This window comes from Rhizobium sp. YTU87027 (assembly GCF_050644135.1).
Classification (GTDB): domain Bacteria; phylum Pseudomonadota; class Alphaproteobacteria; order Rhizobiales; family Rhizobiaceae; genus Rhizobium.
The window spans coordinates 1,706,071-1,723,124 of record NZ_CP098440.1; the positions used below are offsets into that span (position 1 = coordinate 1,706,071).

The following is a 17,054-nucleotide window of genomic DNA, read 5'->3' on the forward strand; positions in this document are numbered from 1 at the left end:
CGGGATATCAGTTGCACGGTCTTGGCGTCAGCCTAAGCGGCACACGCCTCACATAGGCCACGGATTTCGATCGTGGTCTTCTCTGCCTTGAACTTCTTGCCGCGCGTCCAATCCATGAGGCGGTGATCGACCTCGTGGTCGTGGAACTCCATGACATGCCCGCAGCTCTCGCAGATCGCAAACGCAACGATGCCGTGGCTGTGGCAGTTTTGCTCCGGATGCGCGCAGGCAACGAAAGCATTGATACTTTCGAGCCGGTGCACGACACCGTATTCGAGCAGCTTCTCCAGCGCCCGGTAGACCTGCAGCGGCGCGCGAAAACCGTGATCGCGCAGCTTGTCGAGGATCGTGTAAGCGCTCAGCGGTCCGTCAGCCTTTTCGAGCACCTCGAAAACGAGAGTCTGGTTCTTGGTCAAAGCAGGTGCATTCATGAACGTTGTCCTTCCAAGGCCTGCCCGCGCCCGCGCTTCGGCAGCAGGCTCAAAACGAAGAGGATCAGGGCTGCGACGACGATCGACGGGCCGGAGGGCGTGTCGTAGGTCAGCGAGCCGAACAGCCCGCCGACCACAGCAACGGCGCCGATCAGCGAGGCGAAAATGGCCATCGCCTCCGGCGTCGAGGCGAAGCGCCGGGCAGCCGCCGCCGGGATGATCAACAGCGAGGTGATCAGCATGATGCCGACGATCTTCATGGCAATGGCGATGACGACGGCCATCAGCAGCATGAAGAAGAGCCGCGCCCGCTCCGGCCGCAGCCCCTCGGCCTCGGCAAGCTCGGGGTTGACGGTGGAGGCCAGAAGCGGCCGCCAGAGCCAGGCAATCGCCGCCAGAACGAGGATGCCGCCTCCCCAGATCATGACGATATCCGTCTTCGAGACCGCAAGGATGTCGCCGAACAGAAAGGCGATGAGATCGATGCGCACCCAACTCATGAAGGCGACCATGACGAGACCGATCGCCAGCGTCGCATGCGAGAGGATACCGAGCAGCGCATCCGCGGACAGCGCCTGGCGCTTCTGAAGGAACAGCAGAAGGATCGACACCGTCGCCGCAACTAGGAACACCGCGAGCGTCAGGTTGAACTGCAGCAGCAGCGACAGCGCGACGCCGAGCAGTGCTGAATGGGCGATCGTATCGCCGAAATAGGCCATGCGCCGCCAGATGATGAAGCAGCCAAGCGGGCCTGTTGTCAGCGCCAGCCCGACGCCGGCAAGGATAGCGCGGACGAAGAAATCGTCAAACATGGCGCTCTCCTGCGGGCTGCTTGTGATCGTGGATATGATCATCGGCATGATGACCATCACCAAAGATATGGCTGTGGTCATGGCTATGACCGGCGTGATCATGCCCTGCGTGGTCGTCGTGGGTGTGGTCGTGCCCGTCATGGTCATGATGATGGCCATCGTCGGGGTGGCAGTGATTAGTGACGGAGCCATCGGAATGCAACACGCGACCATCGGGCAGATGCGTATGGTCGTGGTGGTGGCTGTAGACGGCGAGCGCCTGCGCCGCGCGACTGCCGAACAGGCGGACGTATTCCGCGCTCTGGGTGACGGTCTGCGGGGTGCCGCGGCAGCAGACGTGACCGTTGAGGCAAATCACCGTATCGGTTGCCGCCATGACGACGTGCAGGTCGTGCGAGATTAGCAGAATGCCGCAGCCGGTCGTATTGCGGATCGACTGGATCAGATCGTAGATCGCGATCTCGCCCGAGAAATCAACGCCCTGCACCGGTTCGTCGAGCACCAGGAGGTCAGGTTTGCGGGCGATCGCGCGCGCCATCAAGGCCCGCTGAAACTCACCGCCGGACAGGTGCTGCACTTCGGCACCGAGCATATGCGACAGCCCCACAGCTTCGAGAGCAGCCGCCATATCGGCGTCGGAAAGAGGCCCGGTCAGCGTCATCAGCCGGCGGACTGTGAGCGGTAGCGTCCAGTCGATCGCCAGCTTCTGCGGCACATAGCCGACCTTGAGGCCGGCGGCGCGCTCCACCCTTCCCTCGTCGGGCTTCAATACGCCGATCGCCGTCTTGACGGTGGTCGATTTGCCCGAGCCGTTGGGCCCGATCAGCGTAACGATCTCGCCGCGCGAAACGGAGAAATCCACGCCGCGGACGAGCCAGCGGCCGTTTCTTCGAACGCCGACATTGGAAAGCGAGACCAATGGCTTCGCTTCGGAATTTGCGGGAGAGAACATCATTTTTCCGAATGTGCTGTTGCGACTTGCTATCGCACACGTTATAGCATAACGCAATTGATGTAATAACATAACAATTGTAATTCAAGCGGAGTACACCGATGAAATTCGCGATGGCCCTTACCCTCGCAGTCCCCGCCATCTTCTTCGCCGAGGCGGGCAGAACGGCGGATGCGCCTGTCGTGGTAACCTCGATCAAGCCGGTTCACTCGCTCGTATCGGCGATCATGCAGGGCGTCGGCACGCCCGAACTGATCGTCGATGGTGCCGCCTCGCCCCACACCTACAATATGAAGCCGTCAAACGCACGCGCGCTACAGAACGCCAAAGTGCTGTTCTGGGTCGGCCCGGGGCTCGAGGCGTTTTTGGAGAAGCCGCTGGAGGCGATCGGGTCCGATGCCATCGTCGCCGAACTCGACAAGGCGCCCGGCCTCACGAAGCTCAAGTTCCGCGAAGGCGGCGCCTTCGAGCCCCACGATGACGGCGACCACGACGGCGACGATCATCATGACGGCGATGGGCACGATCATGCCCATGCGGACGCAGATCATGACCACGATCATGGGGCATTCGACACCCATCTCTGGCTTGATCCGGAAAATGCCAAGGCGATGGCCGCCGAGATCACCACCACCCTCGTCGCAGCCGACCCCGCCAACGCCCTCACCTACCAGGCCAACGCCAAGACGCTGGACGACCGACTAGACGCGCTGGACAAGGAAATCACCGGCATCGTGTCACCGGTCAAGGACAAGCCGTTCATCGTCTTCCACGATGCTTACCAGTATTTCGAGAACCGCTATCATGTACGGGTCGCCGGCTCGATCACCGTCAGCCCCGAAACGATCCCGGGCGCAGAACGCATTGCGGAGATCCACAAGAAGGTCGGCGAACTCGGCGCCACCTGCGTCTTCGCCGAACCGCAGTTCCAGCCGCGATTGGTCGATGTGGTGATCGAGGGGACCAAGGCGAAAGCCGGTGTCCTCGATCCGGAGGCAGCCACGCTGGATGCCGGGCCGGACCTCTATTTCAACCTCATGCACGGCATCGCCAATAGCATGAAGGACTGCCTTTCGAGAGAAAGCTGAGGAAGATGGCAAAGGCGGACCTCGCAGTCCGCCTTTTTCAGCATCACACATGTAATTATATAACATATCGGAGAACTGAATGAATACGAAGCTTCCCGTAACGGTGCTGTCAGGCTTTCTGGGCGCAGGAAAGACCACGCTGCTCAACCACGTCCTTGGAAACCGCCAGGGTCTGCGTGTCGCCGTGATCGTCAATGACATGAGCGAGGTCAACATCGACGCCTCCCTGGTACGCGATGGTGGCGCCAACCTCTCGCGGGCAGACGAAGAGCTGGTGGAGATGACGAATGGCTGCATCTGCTGCACGCTGCGTGACGATCTGCTGAAGGAAGTCCGCCACTTGGCGGAACAGGGACGCTTCGATTATCTCCTGATCGAATCAACAGGAGTTGCCGAACCTCTGCCGGTCGCGACGACCTTCGAGTTCCGCGACGAGAACGGCGCAAGCCTCTCCGATGTCGCCAGGCTCGATACCATGGTGACGGTGATCGACGCGGCCAACCTGCTCTCCGATTATGCGTCCGCGGACTTTCTGGCCGATCGCGGTGAAACCGCAGGCGATGGCGACAATCGCGCTATCATCGATCTCCTGGTCGAACAGATAGAATTCGCCGATGTGATCATCCTCAACAAGATCGGCACTGCGACGCCGGCTGAGCGCCAGGCAGCACGCCAGATTATCGTGGGGCTCAACCCGGACGCCAGGCTTCTTGAAACCGATTTCGGCCAGGTCGACCTTAGCGACGTGCTGGGAACGGGACGCTTTGACATCGAACGCGCTGAAACGCATCCGCTCTGGTACAAGGAACTGCACGGCTTTTCCGAACATGTGTCGGAAACAGAGGAATACGGCATCCGCTCTTTCGTCTATCGCGAAAGGCGCCCCTTCGACCCCGCCAAGTTGCAGCGCTTCTTCGATACCGCCTGGCCGGCTGTCGTCAGAGCGAAGGGCTTCTTCTGGCTGGCGACACGCCCGCATCACGTCGGCGAAGTCAGCCAGGCCGGAGCGCTGCTGCGGACAGGCAAGATGGGGTTCTGGTGGTCGTCCGTGCCGCGCGAGCGATGGCCGGACGACGAACGCTTCCTGACAGCACTATCGCCCCATCTCGACCCCGTCTGGGGCGACCGCCGGCAGGAAATCGTCTTCATTGGCAGCGATGCGATGGACGAGGATTGGATACGGCTGCAGCTCGATGCCTGCCTCGTGCCGGAGGAGACCTTTGCACCCGAAAAATGGCGCGGGCTGCCGGATCCCTTCGCGAGTTGGGGAGAGCACGGGGCGTGACGACGCAAGCTGCGAAAACCTATCGCTGCCACTGCCTGGAATGTGAGCCCCTGCCGCCGATCGAGGGATTGGCTACGCCACGACGAGCAGAAACGGAGACAGGCGCCATTGCGCGGCTGGCCGCCGCCGTGCAGCGGCTCCTGGATTTGCGCAAACAGGCGCCCGATTGAATCAGAAGGGCGGCATTCAAGCCGCCCTTCCACATATTCGGCGTTGTGCCTAGCGAACGACAATATTCGCGATCACGCCGTTGACCGAGCCGATGAGCAGGAAGTCGTTATCGACCTGTACCCAACGATAGCCGCGCGGCGGAGCCGACAGGTGGTAGCGATGATAGTCGCGCACGTCGCGCATGTGGCGGCGCTCGGCGGGCGTCATGCGATGGCCGCGCGTCCACTTGTACTTCTTGACGTGAACATCGCGCTCCACAACAATCGGCCGACGATGATCCTGGGCGCTCGCTTCAGTCGTTGCCAGCAAAGGAGCGGCAATCACGGTAGCGGCAAGAAGGATGGTGGTGAGCTTTTTCATTGGGAGGTTCCTCGTGTTGAACACGCCTCGAACCTAGGCTCAAAAAAATGAACCGAAACTGAAAATTAGGTTAAACTTCTGTAATCATAACAGACACTTAAAAGAGTATTCTAAATTACAAAATGCGATATCGCCCGGATTTCCGGGCGATATCGAGCCATCGATCAAAGTTCGTCGTAGTTGAACCAGTCGAAATCTGCCGTCTTTGCACGACCCGACGTATCGAAGGCGAAGAGCCCGGCGAAGGCACCCGTAAACGAGCCATGTTCACCACGCCCGCCTTCATCTGACACGACGCCCGCATCGAGGACCGGACCAATTGGCTGCCACGCCCCCTTGCCTTCTGTCTGCCAGAAAAACTGAAGGTCGTTGTCCCTGATTTCCATGGAAAGCTGTACACGCCCCTCCGCCGGAATCGCCACACCGCTGCCTGCAGGGAAGCTGAGACGGCTGTTCGGGTAGTCGCCATCACAGGAGAAGATCGTGACGCAGCGTCCCAGCTTTTCATGCAGGGTCACGCCGATCGCATGAAATTTGTGCCTGTTGTAATAGTGGGTCAGGCCGGCGACCTGCTGATAGGTGTCGGGATCGAATTCGACGACCGTCTCTGCCCGGAAGCTGTGGTGCTCCTGGCGGCGCGCGACGAGAGACTGTTCGAACCACGAGCCGATGCTTTCACGCGCGATTAGCCTGAGGTGTCCGGGCCGGTCAGTCAGGTTGAAGATGCGCTCCGGCTTCGGCGTGCGAAGCCACTGGAAATCAGCAGGCAGGCTGCCGCCTTCGAAACTGTATTCACTGCGAACGGGCTTTTCGACCGGCACGGCGCCGGCCAGTCCCGGCACGGCAACATCGGGGACGGTCGTGCCGTTTTCGAGATAGAGCCAACCATCTTCCTTCCAGACGCACTTCTGCAGGCTGGTTTCGCGGCCGAGCGTACAGCGGCGCTTCGGCGGCATCGGCCGGCCGCAGAGATGCGTATGATAGACCTCGCCATCCGGCGTTTCGACATACTGGCCGTGCCCTGCCCGCTGAAGAACGGCTTCCGGATGGTCCTTCGACGTGATGAGGTGCTTGTTCGGATGCATCTCATAGGGACCGTCGATGTCACGTGAACGCGCCATTGTCACCGCATGATCATAGCCGGTGCCGCCCTCGGCGGTCGTCAGGTAGTAATAGCCATTGCGCTTGAAGAGATGCGGTCCTTCGACGAGGCCGAGCGAACTGCCGGCGAAGATGTTCTTGATCGGCCCCTTCAGCGACTGTGTCGCCGCATCCCACTCCTGCATGAGGATACCATCGAACGCCGGCGATTTCGGCGCGCCGCCGAAGCTCTCGGTGCGGTGGTTCCACTGCATGTTCAGGAACCACTTGCGGCCGTCATCGTCATGGAACAGCGACGGGTCGAAGCCGGAAGAATTCACGTAGACAGGCTCGGACCATCCGCCCTCGATCGTTGGCGAAGTCACAATGTAGTTGTGCGCATCCTTGAAGTTGCCGTCGAAGCGCTTAACGTCGGTATAGACCAGCCAGAACAACCCGTCGGCATAGGAAAGACAGGGCGCCCACACGCCGCAACTATCGGGATTGCCGCGCATGTCGAGCTGCGACTGGCGCTCGAGCGGACGCCGCACCATCGTCCAGTTCACGAGATCGCGTGAATGATGGATCTGGACGCCGGGATACCATTCGAAGGTCGAGGTGGCGATATAATAGTCATCCCCGACACGGCAGATGGACGGGTCCGGGTTGAAGCCCGGTAGGATCGGGTTGCGGATCACGGTGAAATCTCCTCCCTGAGATACGCGCACAGATTGCGGTACGTACATCAAATTCCAAAGAAAGAACGCCCGGAAGGTCGTTCCGGGCGCTTCGGCTTATTCGCGCTCCGCGGACTTGGCCCACAGATTGATGTCCGCCTCGCGAGCGTAGACATCGATCTCCTTGAGCTCCTCCGCGGTGAAGTCGAGATTGTCGAGCGCCTTGACGCAATCGACGATCTGCGACGAGCGGCTGGCGCCGATCAGCGCCGAGGTCACACGGTCGCCGCGCAGCACCCAGGCGATCGCCATCTGTGCCAGCGTCTGGCCACGACGTTCCGCGATCTCGTTGAGCTTGCGGATGTTGTCGATGATCTGAGGACGAATGAAGTCCTTCTTGAGGAAGTGATTCTGCGCCGCACGGCTGTCCTGAGGGATGCCGCCGAGGTACTTCGTCGTCAGCATGCCCTGTGCCAGCGGCGAGAACACGATCGAGCCCATGCCGACCTCGTCGAGCGTGTCGAGCAGCTTGTCGTCCTCGACCCAGCGGTTGAGCATGGAATAGCTCGGCTGGTGGATCAGGCAGGGCGTGCCGAGATCCTTGAGGATGGCGGCGGCTTCGCGGGTGCGCTGCGAATTATAGGACGAGATGCCGACATAGAGCGCGCGGCCGGAGCGCACGATATGATCAAGCGCGCCGCAGGTTTCCTCGAGCGGCGTATCCGGATCGAAGCGGTGCGAGTAGAAGATATCGACATAATCGAGCCCCATGCGCTTCAGGCTCTGGTCGCAGGAGGCGATTAGATACTTGCGGCTGCCCCACTCGCCGTAAGGACCCGGCCACATGTCGTAGCCGGCCTTGGACGAGATGATCAGCTCATCGCGCAGGCCGGCAAATTCGGTGCGCAGGATCTCTCCGAAGGCGGTTTCGGCGCTGCCCGGAGGCGGGCCGTAGTTGTTGGCGAGGTCGAAATGGGTGATGCCGAGGTCGAATGCCGTGCGGCACATGTCGATCTTGCGGTCATGCGGCGTGTCGCCGCCGAAATTGTGCCAGAGGCCGAGGGAGACGGCCGGCAGCTTCAGGCCGGAACGGCCCGTGCGGTTGTACATCATCTTCGAATAGCGGTCGGAAGCCGGTTGCCAGCTCATCATTCTGATCCTTTAAGCAAAAAGGCGCGGGCTCGTCGCCCGCGCCGGACCATAGTCCTTTGGACGCTTACTTCAAGAGCGCCCATTATTTCAGGAGCGCTTGGGCCTCTTCAATGCCGAGTGCGGCCGGCTGCGTGCAGGTCGTCGTCAGCTCGATGAAGCGGCCTTCCTCGCCCGACTTCAGGATCGAGGTCATGACGTCGACGCCGTGCAGCGTACGATCGAGCGAGCAACGCGCATCGCGGCCCTCGATGATCGCCATCGCCATGTCGGCAAGACCTGCCGTGCGGTAGTTCGCGCGCGGTCCCTGCGGGCTCTCCTGGTTGAAGATGCCGAACGGATGCTCCCAACCGTCGAGCGGCTTGACATCTTTGTCGCGGCCGCTGGCCTCGACCACGCCGCCGAAGAAGTTCGGATCCGGCACGTAGAGCGAACCGTCGGTGCCATAGAGCTCCATGTTGGCATGGCGATGAGACCAGACGTCCCAGCTCGCCGTCAGCGTGATCGTCGCGCCGCTGACGAATTCGAGGATCGCCTGGATCGTCGTCGGCGTCTTGACCGGGATAACCTCGCCATGACGCGGCTGGCTGGTGATCGTACGCGTATCAGATGCCATGGAGGTCATCGCGCCAACCCGCTTCACCGGACCGATCAGGTTGATCAGGTTGGCGATATAGTAAGGGCCGAGATCGAGGATCGGGCCGCCGCCGGGCAGAAAGAAGAAATCCGGGTTCGGATGCCACATTTCCATGCCCGGGCTCATGACATAGCACGCGCCCGAGGTGACGCGGCCGATGCCGCCCTCGTCGATATACTTGCGGGCGAGCTGATGCGCGCCGCCGAGGAAGGTGTCGGGCGCGCAGCCGACGGAGAGGTTCTTCTCCTTGGCGATGCGGCGCAGCTCCTCACCCTGCTCGAGGGTCAGAACCAGCGGCTTTTCCGAATAGACGTGCTTGCCGGCTTCGAGGATCGCCTTCGAAACCGGGAAATGCGCATCCGGGATTGTCAGGTTGACGACGACGTCGATCTCGTCATTGGCGAGAAGCTCGTCGATCGTCTGTGCCTTCACGCCGTACTCCTCGGCGCGAGCCTGGGCGGCCTGCACGTTGATATCTGCGCAAGCCAGAACCTTCAGGCCCTTGAAGAGCGGGGCCAGCGAGAAGTAGGTAGTGGAGATGTTGCCGCATCCGATGATGCCGACGCCAAGTTCCTTGGTCATGATGGTCCTCAGTAGGTCTTGAAAGATGCGATCGAGCGGGTGATCAGGCGATCGACATCGGCGGGATTGTCATGTTCGACGACATAGTGCTTGGTCTTGGTGCCCTTCAGCGCCGCGATGAGCTTTGCCCAGGGCAGCGTGCCATGGCCGACATCGGCCCAGCCGTCCTCGTTCTTGTTTTCGCCAGCCGGCGCGATGTCCTTGACGTGTGCCGAGGTGATGCGGGGCCCAAGCTTTTCGATCCATGCGAAGGGATCCGCACCGCCGCGAACGACCCAGGCAATATCCGCTTCCCAGGAAATGTCAGGCGCGCCTTCGAAGATGCGCTCGATCGGCAACGAACCGTCGGCAAGCTTCACGAATTCGAAGTCGTGGTTGTGCCAGCCGAACTCATAGCCGGCGTCCTTGTAAGGCTTGCTCATTTCCTGCAGGCGCTTGCCGAATGCCAGCCAGCCGGCACCATCGGTCGGGCGCTGATCGGCGGCCAGATGCGGGGCATAGATCGAGTCCATACCGAGGATCTTGGCAATGTTCAGCGACTTCTGCACTTCGCCGTCAAGGAAGTCGGGGCTGAAGTGGCCGCTCGCCATGACAAGGCCGTTCTTGTCCAGTTCGGCGCGCAGGCTTTTCAGGCCGGCATCGTCGAGATCGGCATAGATACCGCCGAAGCCTTCGACTTCCTGATAGCCAGCCTTGCCGAGCTTTTCGAAGATCGCCGAATAGGGCTGGAAGTTGCGGGCGCTGTAAAGCTGGAAACTCAGTTTCGTCATCATTCCTCCTCGGGCCTCGTGCCCATTACATTTCAATCAGCATCAATCCACGGACTGACAGGACTGCAGGTCGTAGAAACGGAAATCCGGCAGGGCGCCGCCCTCAAGCGGTGTGGCCGGGGTGAAGGTAATGCGGCGCGTCTCGCCCGCCGCCAGATCGAAGGCATTGTCGGAATATTTGCCGTCGGTATCGGTCTCGATCATCACGAAGAGCGCAAGTCCCTTGGCGGTGACATTTAGGCAGACGGAGCCGTCCTCCTCGACATATTCGTGCGTGACCATGAGGCCCGCAGGCTCTAGCTCGAGCGCCTTGTAGGTGCCGTGCATATAGTGCCCCTCGCCGCCCATGCCGTTCGAGGCGGTGAAGCGCCAGGCGAGCAGCGTGCCTGCCGGAAGGTCAACCACCTCGATCGTTGCAGCAGTGACCGCGGCATCCGGTGTGCAGACCGCCTGAACATCCTTCAGGTGCTTGCGCTCGCCCTTCATATCGAGGACCGAGAGAGACAAATCGATGCTGACCTCGGCAAGTGTATCGTTGACCAGCGAAAAGCGGATCTGCTTGCCGTCTTCCGATGGGATGGCGGCGACCGCCACCGGCTGGAAGAAGCGCTTGACCAGATAGTGCATCGCCTTCCAGCGGCCGCCATAATCGAGGCTCGACCAGGAAGCCACCGGCCATGTGTCGTTGAGCTGCCAGTAGATCGTGCCCATGCAATGCGGCTTCAGCGACCGCCAGTATTCCACGGCCGTCTTGATCGCGAGACCCTGTTGGATCTGGCTGAGATAGACGAAATTAGGGAAATCCTTCGGGAAGCGGAAATAGCGGAACATCGTGCCGGCGATGCGCTCGTTGCCGCCGGCGTTCTTCTGGTGCAGTTCCATGACCGGCGACGCGACGTTCATGTCCTTGGCGTCGGCATAGGTCTTGACGACGGGCAGCGATGTATAGGACTGGAAACCGAACTCCGAGCAGAAGCGCGGCCGCACCGAGCGGTAATTGTCGAACGACTTGTTCTCGTGCCAGACCGACCAATAATGCATGTCGCCGGACCCATCGGCATGCCAGGCATCGCCGAAATCGAGATAGCCGGAAGCCGGGCTCGACGGCCACCAGATCGCATCGGGCGCCGCCTTTTTCATCGCCTGCTCGATCGTCCGGTTGAGGCGATCGTACGAGACGAGATAGCGGTCGCGGTCCTTGCGCGATTCCTCGAACCAGGTCAGCGCGCCCACGAGTTCGTTATCGCCGCACCAGAGCGTGATCGACGGATGCGAATTCAGGCGGCGAACCTGATAGTCGACTTCAAGCGTGACGTTGTCGAGGAAGTCCTCGGTCGACGGATAGAGATTGCAGGCGAACATAAAGTCCTGCCAGACCATGAGGCCGAGCCGGTCGCAAAGATCATAGAAATGATCATGCTCGTAGAAACCGCCGCCCCAAACGCGGATCATGTTCATGTTGGCGGACTTGGCCGATTGCAGCAGGTCCTCGGTCTTTTCGGGCGACGACAGCGAGAAGAGCGCGTCCGCGGGGATCCAGTTGGCACCGCGGCAGAAGATTTCGCGGCCGTTGACCTTCAGCGCGAAACGGCTACCGGCAGCGTCAGGCGTCGTGATAAGTTCGACGGTGCGAAGACCGATCTGCTTGGTCACCGCATCCGTTGGCAGATCGACCGTCAGTGCATAAAGCGCCTGCTCGCCGCTGCCGGAAGGCCACCAGAGCCGCGGCTTCTCGATCTCGAAAACATGATTGACGACCGTTTCTCCGGCTCCGACGCCGACGTCCAGGCGAACGCGCTCACCATCAAGCGAGAAATGGATCGGCACGATACCGGGGTTCTTCGCAAACAGTGTCGCAGTAACCTGCAGATCCACGGAACCGTTCAGATTGTGCACCTGCCGCGTCGTCACGTGTTCGATGCGAGCCGTCTCGAGTTTGCGCAGCGCGATCGTGCCGTAGAGCCCAAGGGGGGCAATCGCGATGTTCCAGTCCCAGCCGAAATGGCACTGAGGCTTGCGCAGCATATTGCCATTTGCAATCGGCGAGTTGCCGGGATGATATGGAATGTAAAAGGGCTGCCTGGCCTGCCGGTCGACACCGGCGGCAATGCTCGAATGCAGGACGATACGGATAATGTTGTCGCCGGTTTTCAGCTGGCCGCTAACATCAGGTCGATAGCGCCGAAAGCTGTTATCTGCGAGCAGAACCGGCGAGCCGTTGATGAAGACGGCAGCCACGGTATCGAGATAATCGATATCGAGATACCAATCGCCATCAGGCTCCGACAGCGTGAAGCTGCGCTCAAGCACCCAGTCGCGATGCGCCACCCACTGAACGACTTCCTCGTTGCGGCCGAAATAGGGATCGGGAATGAGCTTGGCAGCATGCAGCGCCGTGTGCACATCGCCCGGCAGCGTGATCGACGTCGTGATGTCCCCATCGGCGGAGCTAAGCGTCCACGATCCGGAGAGGTCGAGGTTGAACCCGTTTTTCGGCAAGGATGTCATCACATTATCCCGATCGGGCTACGCTTGGGAATGCCCGCACCAGCGAGCCGCAGCCGAACTTGGTGGCCAGATGGCCGATTAAAAGAACGGGCGGAACGATAGCTCCGCCCGCATTGCGGTCTAAAGACGAAGCTCGGTTTCCGCATCGAAGATCGACGCCAGCGACATATCAAAGCCGAGCTTGAGGGCTGTGCCGGGGCTGAAGCGGCGCGCGCCATTGATGCGTACCGACATTGTGTGGCCGGCATGCTTCAGCCACAGCAGGTTGTCGGCGCCCATCGGCTCTTCGATATCGACCGTAGCATCGTGGACTTCAGCACCGAGGTTCTCGTTGACCTTCACATGTTCCGGACGAACACCGAGAATGACCTTGCGGCCCGCCTGCAGCACTTCCGGTATGTCGTAGTGCGCCAGCGAGAAGTTCACGCCGTTCGCGGTAAAGAACGTCTGATCCCCCTGCTTGGTGATCTCACCGCGTAGGAAATTCATCGACGGCGAACCGATAAAGCCGGCAACGAAGAGATTGCGCGGCTTGTTGTAGATCGTGGTCGGATCGGCAAGCTGCTGGATGATGCCGCTCTTCATGATCGCGATACGGTCAGCCAAGGTAAGCGCCTCGATCTGGTCGTGTGTGACGTAGATCATCGTGTTGTTCAGCGACTGGTGCAGGCGCTTGATTTCGACGCGCAGTTCCGAGCGCAGCTTGGCGTCGAGGTTCGACAGCGGTTCATCGAACAGGAACACATCCACATCGCGTACCAGTGCGCGACCGATTGCGACGCGCTGGCGCTGACCGCCCGAAAGTTCGGCTGGCTTGCGCTTCAAGAGCGGCTGAATCTGCAGAATTTCCGCGGCGCGCGCCACGCGCTTGTCGATCTCCTGTTGCGGCACCTTGGCGACCTGAAGACCGAAGGAGAGGTTTTTCTCGACGCTCATCTGCGGATAGAGCGCGTAGGATTGGAACACCATGCCGATGCCACGATCCTTGGGCTCTTCCCAGGTAACATTCTTGCCCTTGATGAAAATCTGGCCGTCGGAGGCGTCGAGCAAGCCGGCGATGCAGTTCAACAGCGTGGACTTGCCGCAACCGGACGAGCCGAGAAGGACGAGGAACTCCCCGTCATTGATTTCGAGATTGAGGTCCTTGAGAACGCTAATCGCGCCGAAATTCAAAGACAGATCGCGGATGGAAACACTGGAATTCATGGATCAGCCTTTCACTGCGCCGGCGGCGATGCCACGGACGAAAAGTCGTCCCGATACGAAGTAGACAACGAGCGGCACCAGACCCGTCAGGATCGTTGCGGCCATGTTGACGTTGTATTCCTTCACGCCCTGGACAGAATTGACGATGTTGTTGAGCTGCACGGTCATTGGGTAATATTCCGGCCGGGTGAAGACGACGCCGAACAGGAAGTCGTTCCAGATGCCGGTGACCTGCAGGATCATGGCGACGACGAAGATCGGCAGCGACATGGGCAGCATGATCTTGAAGAAGATCTGCCAGAACCCTGCCCCGTCGATACGAGCCGCCTTGAAGAGTTCCTGCGGCAGTGATGCGAAGTAGTTCCGAAACAGCAGCGTCAGGATCGGCATGCCGAAGATGCTGTGCACGATGATCAGGCCGGTTAGAGTCCCGTAGATCCCCATTTCACGCAGCACGATAACGATCGGATAGATCATCACCTGATAGGGAATGAATGCGCCGACGACGAGGATCGCGAAGAACAGCTCGGAACCCTTGAAACGCCAGTTGGCGAGCGCATAACCGTTCACCGAGGCGATGGCGATCGAACCGATCACCGAGGGAACCGTGATACGGACCGAATTCCAGAAGCCGCGAGAGAGACCGTCGCAGTTGAGCCCGGTGCAGGCGGTTGCCCAGGCTTTTACCCAGGGCTCGAAGGTGATTTCGACCGGCGGCGAGAAGATATTGCCAAGGCGGATTTCCGGCATGCCCTTCAGCGACGTGACGATCATCACGTAGAGCGGAAGCAGGTAATATGCTGCGGCAACGAAGAGCGTGCCGTAGAGCATGATGTTGCGCGGAGAAATCACCCGCTTGGGCTTGGGGCCACTCGGCCCCGAGACGGACTTGCCGGACGCACGGCCATCGGCGGTCTTGAGAGCAATAGCATCAGGCACGTTTACGCCCTCCGAATTCCAGATAGGCCCAAGGAATGATGATGATCGCGACGGTGATCAGCATCATGGTGGAGGCGGCGAAACCCTGCCCCAGATTCTGAGCCTGGAACATGTAGTCGTAGACGTATTTGGCGGGCACTTCCGACGCGATGCCGGGACCGCCTGATGTCTGCGCCACGACGAGGTCGTAGACCTTGACGATGCCGCTCGCGATGATGACGAGCGTCGTGATGAACACCGGCCGCATCATCGGAATGACGATGAAGAGATAGGTCTTCCACATCGGGATGCCGTCGACGCGCGCAGCCTTCCAGATATCTTCATCGATGCCGCGCAAACCGGCCAGCATCAGGCACATGACAAGGCCTGTTCCCTGCCAAAGCGCGGCGATCAGGATGCCATAGATGACGATTTCGGGCGTATAGAGCGGATCGAAGGTGAAACTCGACCAGCCGAGCGAGCGGACGACGGACTGCACGCCGAACTCGGGATTGAGCACCCACTGCCAGACGAGGCCCGTCACGATGAACGACAGGGCGAATGGGTACAGGAAGATCGTACGGAACGTATTCTCGAACCGGATCTTCTGATCCATCAGAGCCGCAAGCACAAAGCCGATCACGAGGCTGAAAATTAGGGAGAGAACGCCGTAAACGGCCAGATTCTCGATCGAAACGATCCAGCGCGGAGCAGCCCACAGGCGCTTATACTGATCGAAACCGACGAAGCTCAACCGAGGAAGGAGCTTCGAGTTGGTGAATGAATAGACCACCGTCCAAGCCGTGCCGCCGAGAAAGATAACAAGGGCGGTAAGGATCATGGGGATGGAAGCAATCTTCGAATTCAGATTGCGCAGTAACTGATTTGGCCGGCCTGCTTTCGCTTGACCCGTCATTGTAATTCCTCCTGAATCGCAATTCCTCTGTGATCCAGAGCGGCGAACCGTCTGCCGGTCGCCTCCTCCTCTCACTCCCATATCGAGACCGGCGATTGCACATCAGCGCATCAGCCTCGAGCGCTGCCGCCACCCGGATCACGATGGGAGTTCCGGGCAAATCCGGCTCCGTCAAACGGAGCCGGATCGCAACAGCAGCGGAATGCGACGATCAGTCGGCAGAAGCGATGATTTCAGCGAAGCGCTTCTGAGCGGCTTCCGGCGTCATCGACGGATTTGCGAAGAACTCGGAGAAGAGGTCTTCCTTCTGCTTCTGGCTATCAGCCGACAGAAGCTGGTCCGTGCCTTCGATCACATTGCCCTTGGCCAGGATATCGAGGCCCTTCTTCATGCAGTCGTTGGCGGCTCCGAGGTCAACGTCGCCGCGAACCGGCAGAGAGCCCTTCTTCAGGTTGAAGGCAACCTGCGTCTTGGGATCGAGAAGCGTCTTGGCGAGGACATCCTGCGCCTTCGACTTGGCTTCATCCTTGAGCAGCGGGAAGTAGAAGGCATCACCACCGGTGGAGATGATCTCGTTCACGCCAAGGCCCGGAAGGCAGGTGTAGTCGGTACCGGCCTTCTGACCAGCAAGCTGGAACTCGCCCTGCGCCCAGTCACCCATGATCTGGCCGCCGGCCTTGCCGGTTATGACGAGGTTGGTCGCCTGGTTCCAGTCCTGAACGTTGCTACCCTTCGACATGCGACGCGCATCGTCCGCGGCCTTGAAGACCTTGGCGATCTCGGGACCGGCAGCCACTTCGGCGTCCTTGTCCTTGAATACCTTGTGGAAGGTATCCTTGCCGGCGATCGCGACCATCAGGACATCGAATGCGCCTGCGGCCTGCCATGGTTGACCACCAACGGCGAGCGGAACGATGCCGGCCTTTTCAAGCGCCGGAGCAGCGGCAACGAATTCATCCCAGTTCTTCGGCACTTCGACGCCGGCCTTCTTGAAGGCCGCGTTCGAGAGCCACAGCCACTGCCAGGAGTGGATATTGACCGGGGCGCAATAGATCTTGCCGTTGATCGTGCAGGAATCGAGCAGGCTCGACGGACGGATGATGTCCTTCCAGTGCTCGGCGGTGGCGACATCGGTCAGATCGCGCATCAGGCCAGCCTGGACCAGCTCTTCCGCCTGGCGACCATGGTTGAACTGCGTGGCACCCATCGGGTCGCCGCCGGTGATGCGGCTGATCATGATCGGACGCGCGGTACCACCGGAACCGGCGATTGCACCGTCAACCCACTTGTTGCCGGTCGCATCGAATGCCTTTGCGAGTTCTGCCACGGCAGCAGCTTCGCCGCCGGATGTCCACCAATGGGTGACTTCAAGATCGGTCGCGTTGGCCGCACCGAGCGGCAACACGACGGAAGCGGCAAGCGCAGCCGCCATCAAACGAAAATTCATGAGTTCTCCTCCCTCACTGAAACGTTGCCGGAAAAACTTAGTTCAATCGATATTTGGGTGCAACA

The 17,054-nt window shown here is 60.3% G+C and carries 15 protein-coding genes; 2 read left to right on the plus strand and 13 right to left on the minus strand.

Features of this window, described 5'->3' with window-relative positions; genetic code table 11:
* Positions 1-32 precede the first annotated feature (32 nt).
* From NBG89_RS08645 to NBG89_RS08655, 3 genes are read right to left on the minus strand one after another with little or no spacing between them, the layout of a single operon-like run.
* Entirely contained in the window at positions 33-431 is a 399-nt protein-coding gene (locus NBG89_RS08645) for a Fur family transcriptional regulator (protein WP_088694367.1), read from the minus strand.
* Positions 428-1,243: a zinc ABC transporter permease subunit ZnuB gene (gene znuB, locus NBG89_RS08650; RefSeq protein WP_431322470.1), complete on the minus strand. Its 816-nt coding sequence runs from the start codon at positions 1,241-1,243 to the stop codon at positions 428-430. Before znuB ends, NBG89_RS08645 begins: the two co-directional genes overlap by 4 nt.
* On the minus strand, positions 1,236-2,195 hold the full coding sequence (locus NBG89_RS08655; RefSeq protein WP_431322639.1) for an ATP-binding cassette domain-containing protein: 960 nt from the start codon (positions 2,193-2,195) through the stop codon (positions 1,236-1,238). The genes znuB and NBG89_RS08655 overlap by 8 nt, the downstream gene beginning before the upstream one ends.
* A 101-nt stretch (positions 2,196-2,296) precedes the next feature.
* On the opposite strand from NBG89_RS08655, the gene znuA reads away from it, so the two are divergent.
* Complete coding sequence (gene znuA, locus NBG89_RS08660; RefSeq protein ID WP_431322471.1) at positions 2,297-3,283, plus strand: zinc ABC transporter substrate-binding protein ZnuA; 987 nt, start codon at positions 2,297-2,299, stop codon at positions 3,281-3,283.
* Between the two features lie 79 nt (positions 3,284-3,362).
* A complete protein-coding gene (locus NBG89_RS08665; RefSeq protein WP_431322472.1) occupies positions 3,363-4,568 on the plus strand; it encodes a GTP-binding protein in 1,206 nt (401 codons plus the stop codon).
* A 219-nt stretch (positions 4,569-4,787) separates the two neighbouring features.
* Here the strand turns inward: NBG89_RS08665 and NBG89_RS08670 are convergent, their stop codons facing one another.
* The 10 genes from NBG89_RS08670 to NBG89_RS08715 all read right to left on the minus strand — a co-directional run bounded on the left by NBG89_RS08670 (position 4,788) and on the right by NBG89_RS08715 (position 16,989).
* Positions 4,788-5,099, minus strand: a complete 312-nt coding sequence (locus NBG89_RS08670) for an RcnB family protein (RefSeq protein ID WP_431322473.1) — start codon at positions 5,097-5,099, stop codon at positions 4,788-4,790.
* Positions 5,100-5,263: 164 nt separating this feature from the next.
* Positions 5,264-6,877, minus strand: a complete 1,614-nt coding sequence (locus tag NBG89_RS08675) for a glycoside hydrolase family 43 protein (protein WP_431322474.1) — start codon at positions 6,875-6,877, stop codon at positions 5,264-5,266.
* A gap of 96 nt (positions 6,878-6,973) precedes the next feature.
* The gene (gene mgrA, locus NBG89_RS08680) at positions 6,974-8,005 is read right to left on the minus strand and encodes an L-glyceraldehyde 3-phosphate reductase (protein WP_431322640.1); all 1,032 of its coding nucleotides are present in this window, start codon (positions 8,003-8,005) and stop codon (positions 6,974-6,976) included.
* A gap of 85 nt (positions 8,006-8,090) precedes the next feature.
* Positions 8,091-9,224 carry a Gfo/Idh/MocA family protein gene (locus NBG89_RS08685; protein ID WP_431322475.1) on the minus strand — a complete coding sequence of 378 codons (1,134 nt, stop codon included), beginning with the start codon at positions 9,222-9,224 and terminating at the stop codon, positions 8,091-8,093.
* An 8-nt stretch (positions 9,225-9,232) separates the two neighbouring features.
* Entirely contained in the window at positions 9,233-9,994 is a 762-nt protein-coding gene (locus NBG89_RS08690; protein WP_431322641.1) for a sugar phosphate isomerase/epimerase family protein, read from the minus strand.
* Positions 9,995-10,036: 42 nt separating this feature from the next.
* Positions 10,037-12,502 (minus strand): beta-mannosidase, encoded by a 2,466-nt coding sequence (locus NBG89_RS08695; protein ID WP_431322476.1) that lies wholly within the window; start codon positions 12,500-12,502, stop codon positions 10,037-10,039.
* Positions 12,503-12,622: 120 nt separating this feature from the next.
* Complete coding sequence (locus NBG89_RS08700) at positions 12,623-13,708, minus strand: ABC transporter ATP-binding protein (RefSeq protein WP_431322477.1); 1,086 nt, start codon at positions 13,706-13,708, stop codon at positions 12,623-12,625.
* Positions 13,709-13,711: 3 nt separating this feature from the next.
* Positions 13,712-14,647, minus strand: a complete 936-nt coding sequence (locus tag NBG89_RS08705) for a carbohydrate ABC transporter permease (RefSeq protein ID WP_088694378.1) — start codon at positions 14,645-14,647, stop codon at positions 13,712-13,714.
* Positions 14,640-15,542, minus strand: a complete 903-nt coding sequence (locus tag NBG89_RS08710) for a carbohydrate ABC transporter permease (protein WP_088694379.1) — start codon at positions 15,540-15,542, stop codon at positions 14,640-14,642. Before NBG89_RS08710 ends, NBG89_RS08705 begins: the two co-directional genes overlap by 8 nt.
* A gap of 211 nt (positions 15,543-15,753) precedes the next feature.
* Positions 15,754-16,989 carry an ABC transporter substrate-binding protein gene (locus NBG89_RS08715; protein WP_088694380.1) on the minus strand — a complete coding sequence of 412 codons (1,236 nt, stop codon included), beginning with the start codon at positions 16,987-16,989 and terminating at the stop codon, positions 15,754-15,756.
* Positions 16,990-17,054 lie beyond the last annotated feature (65 nt).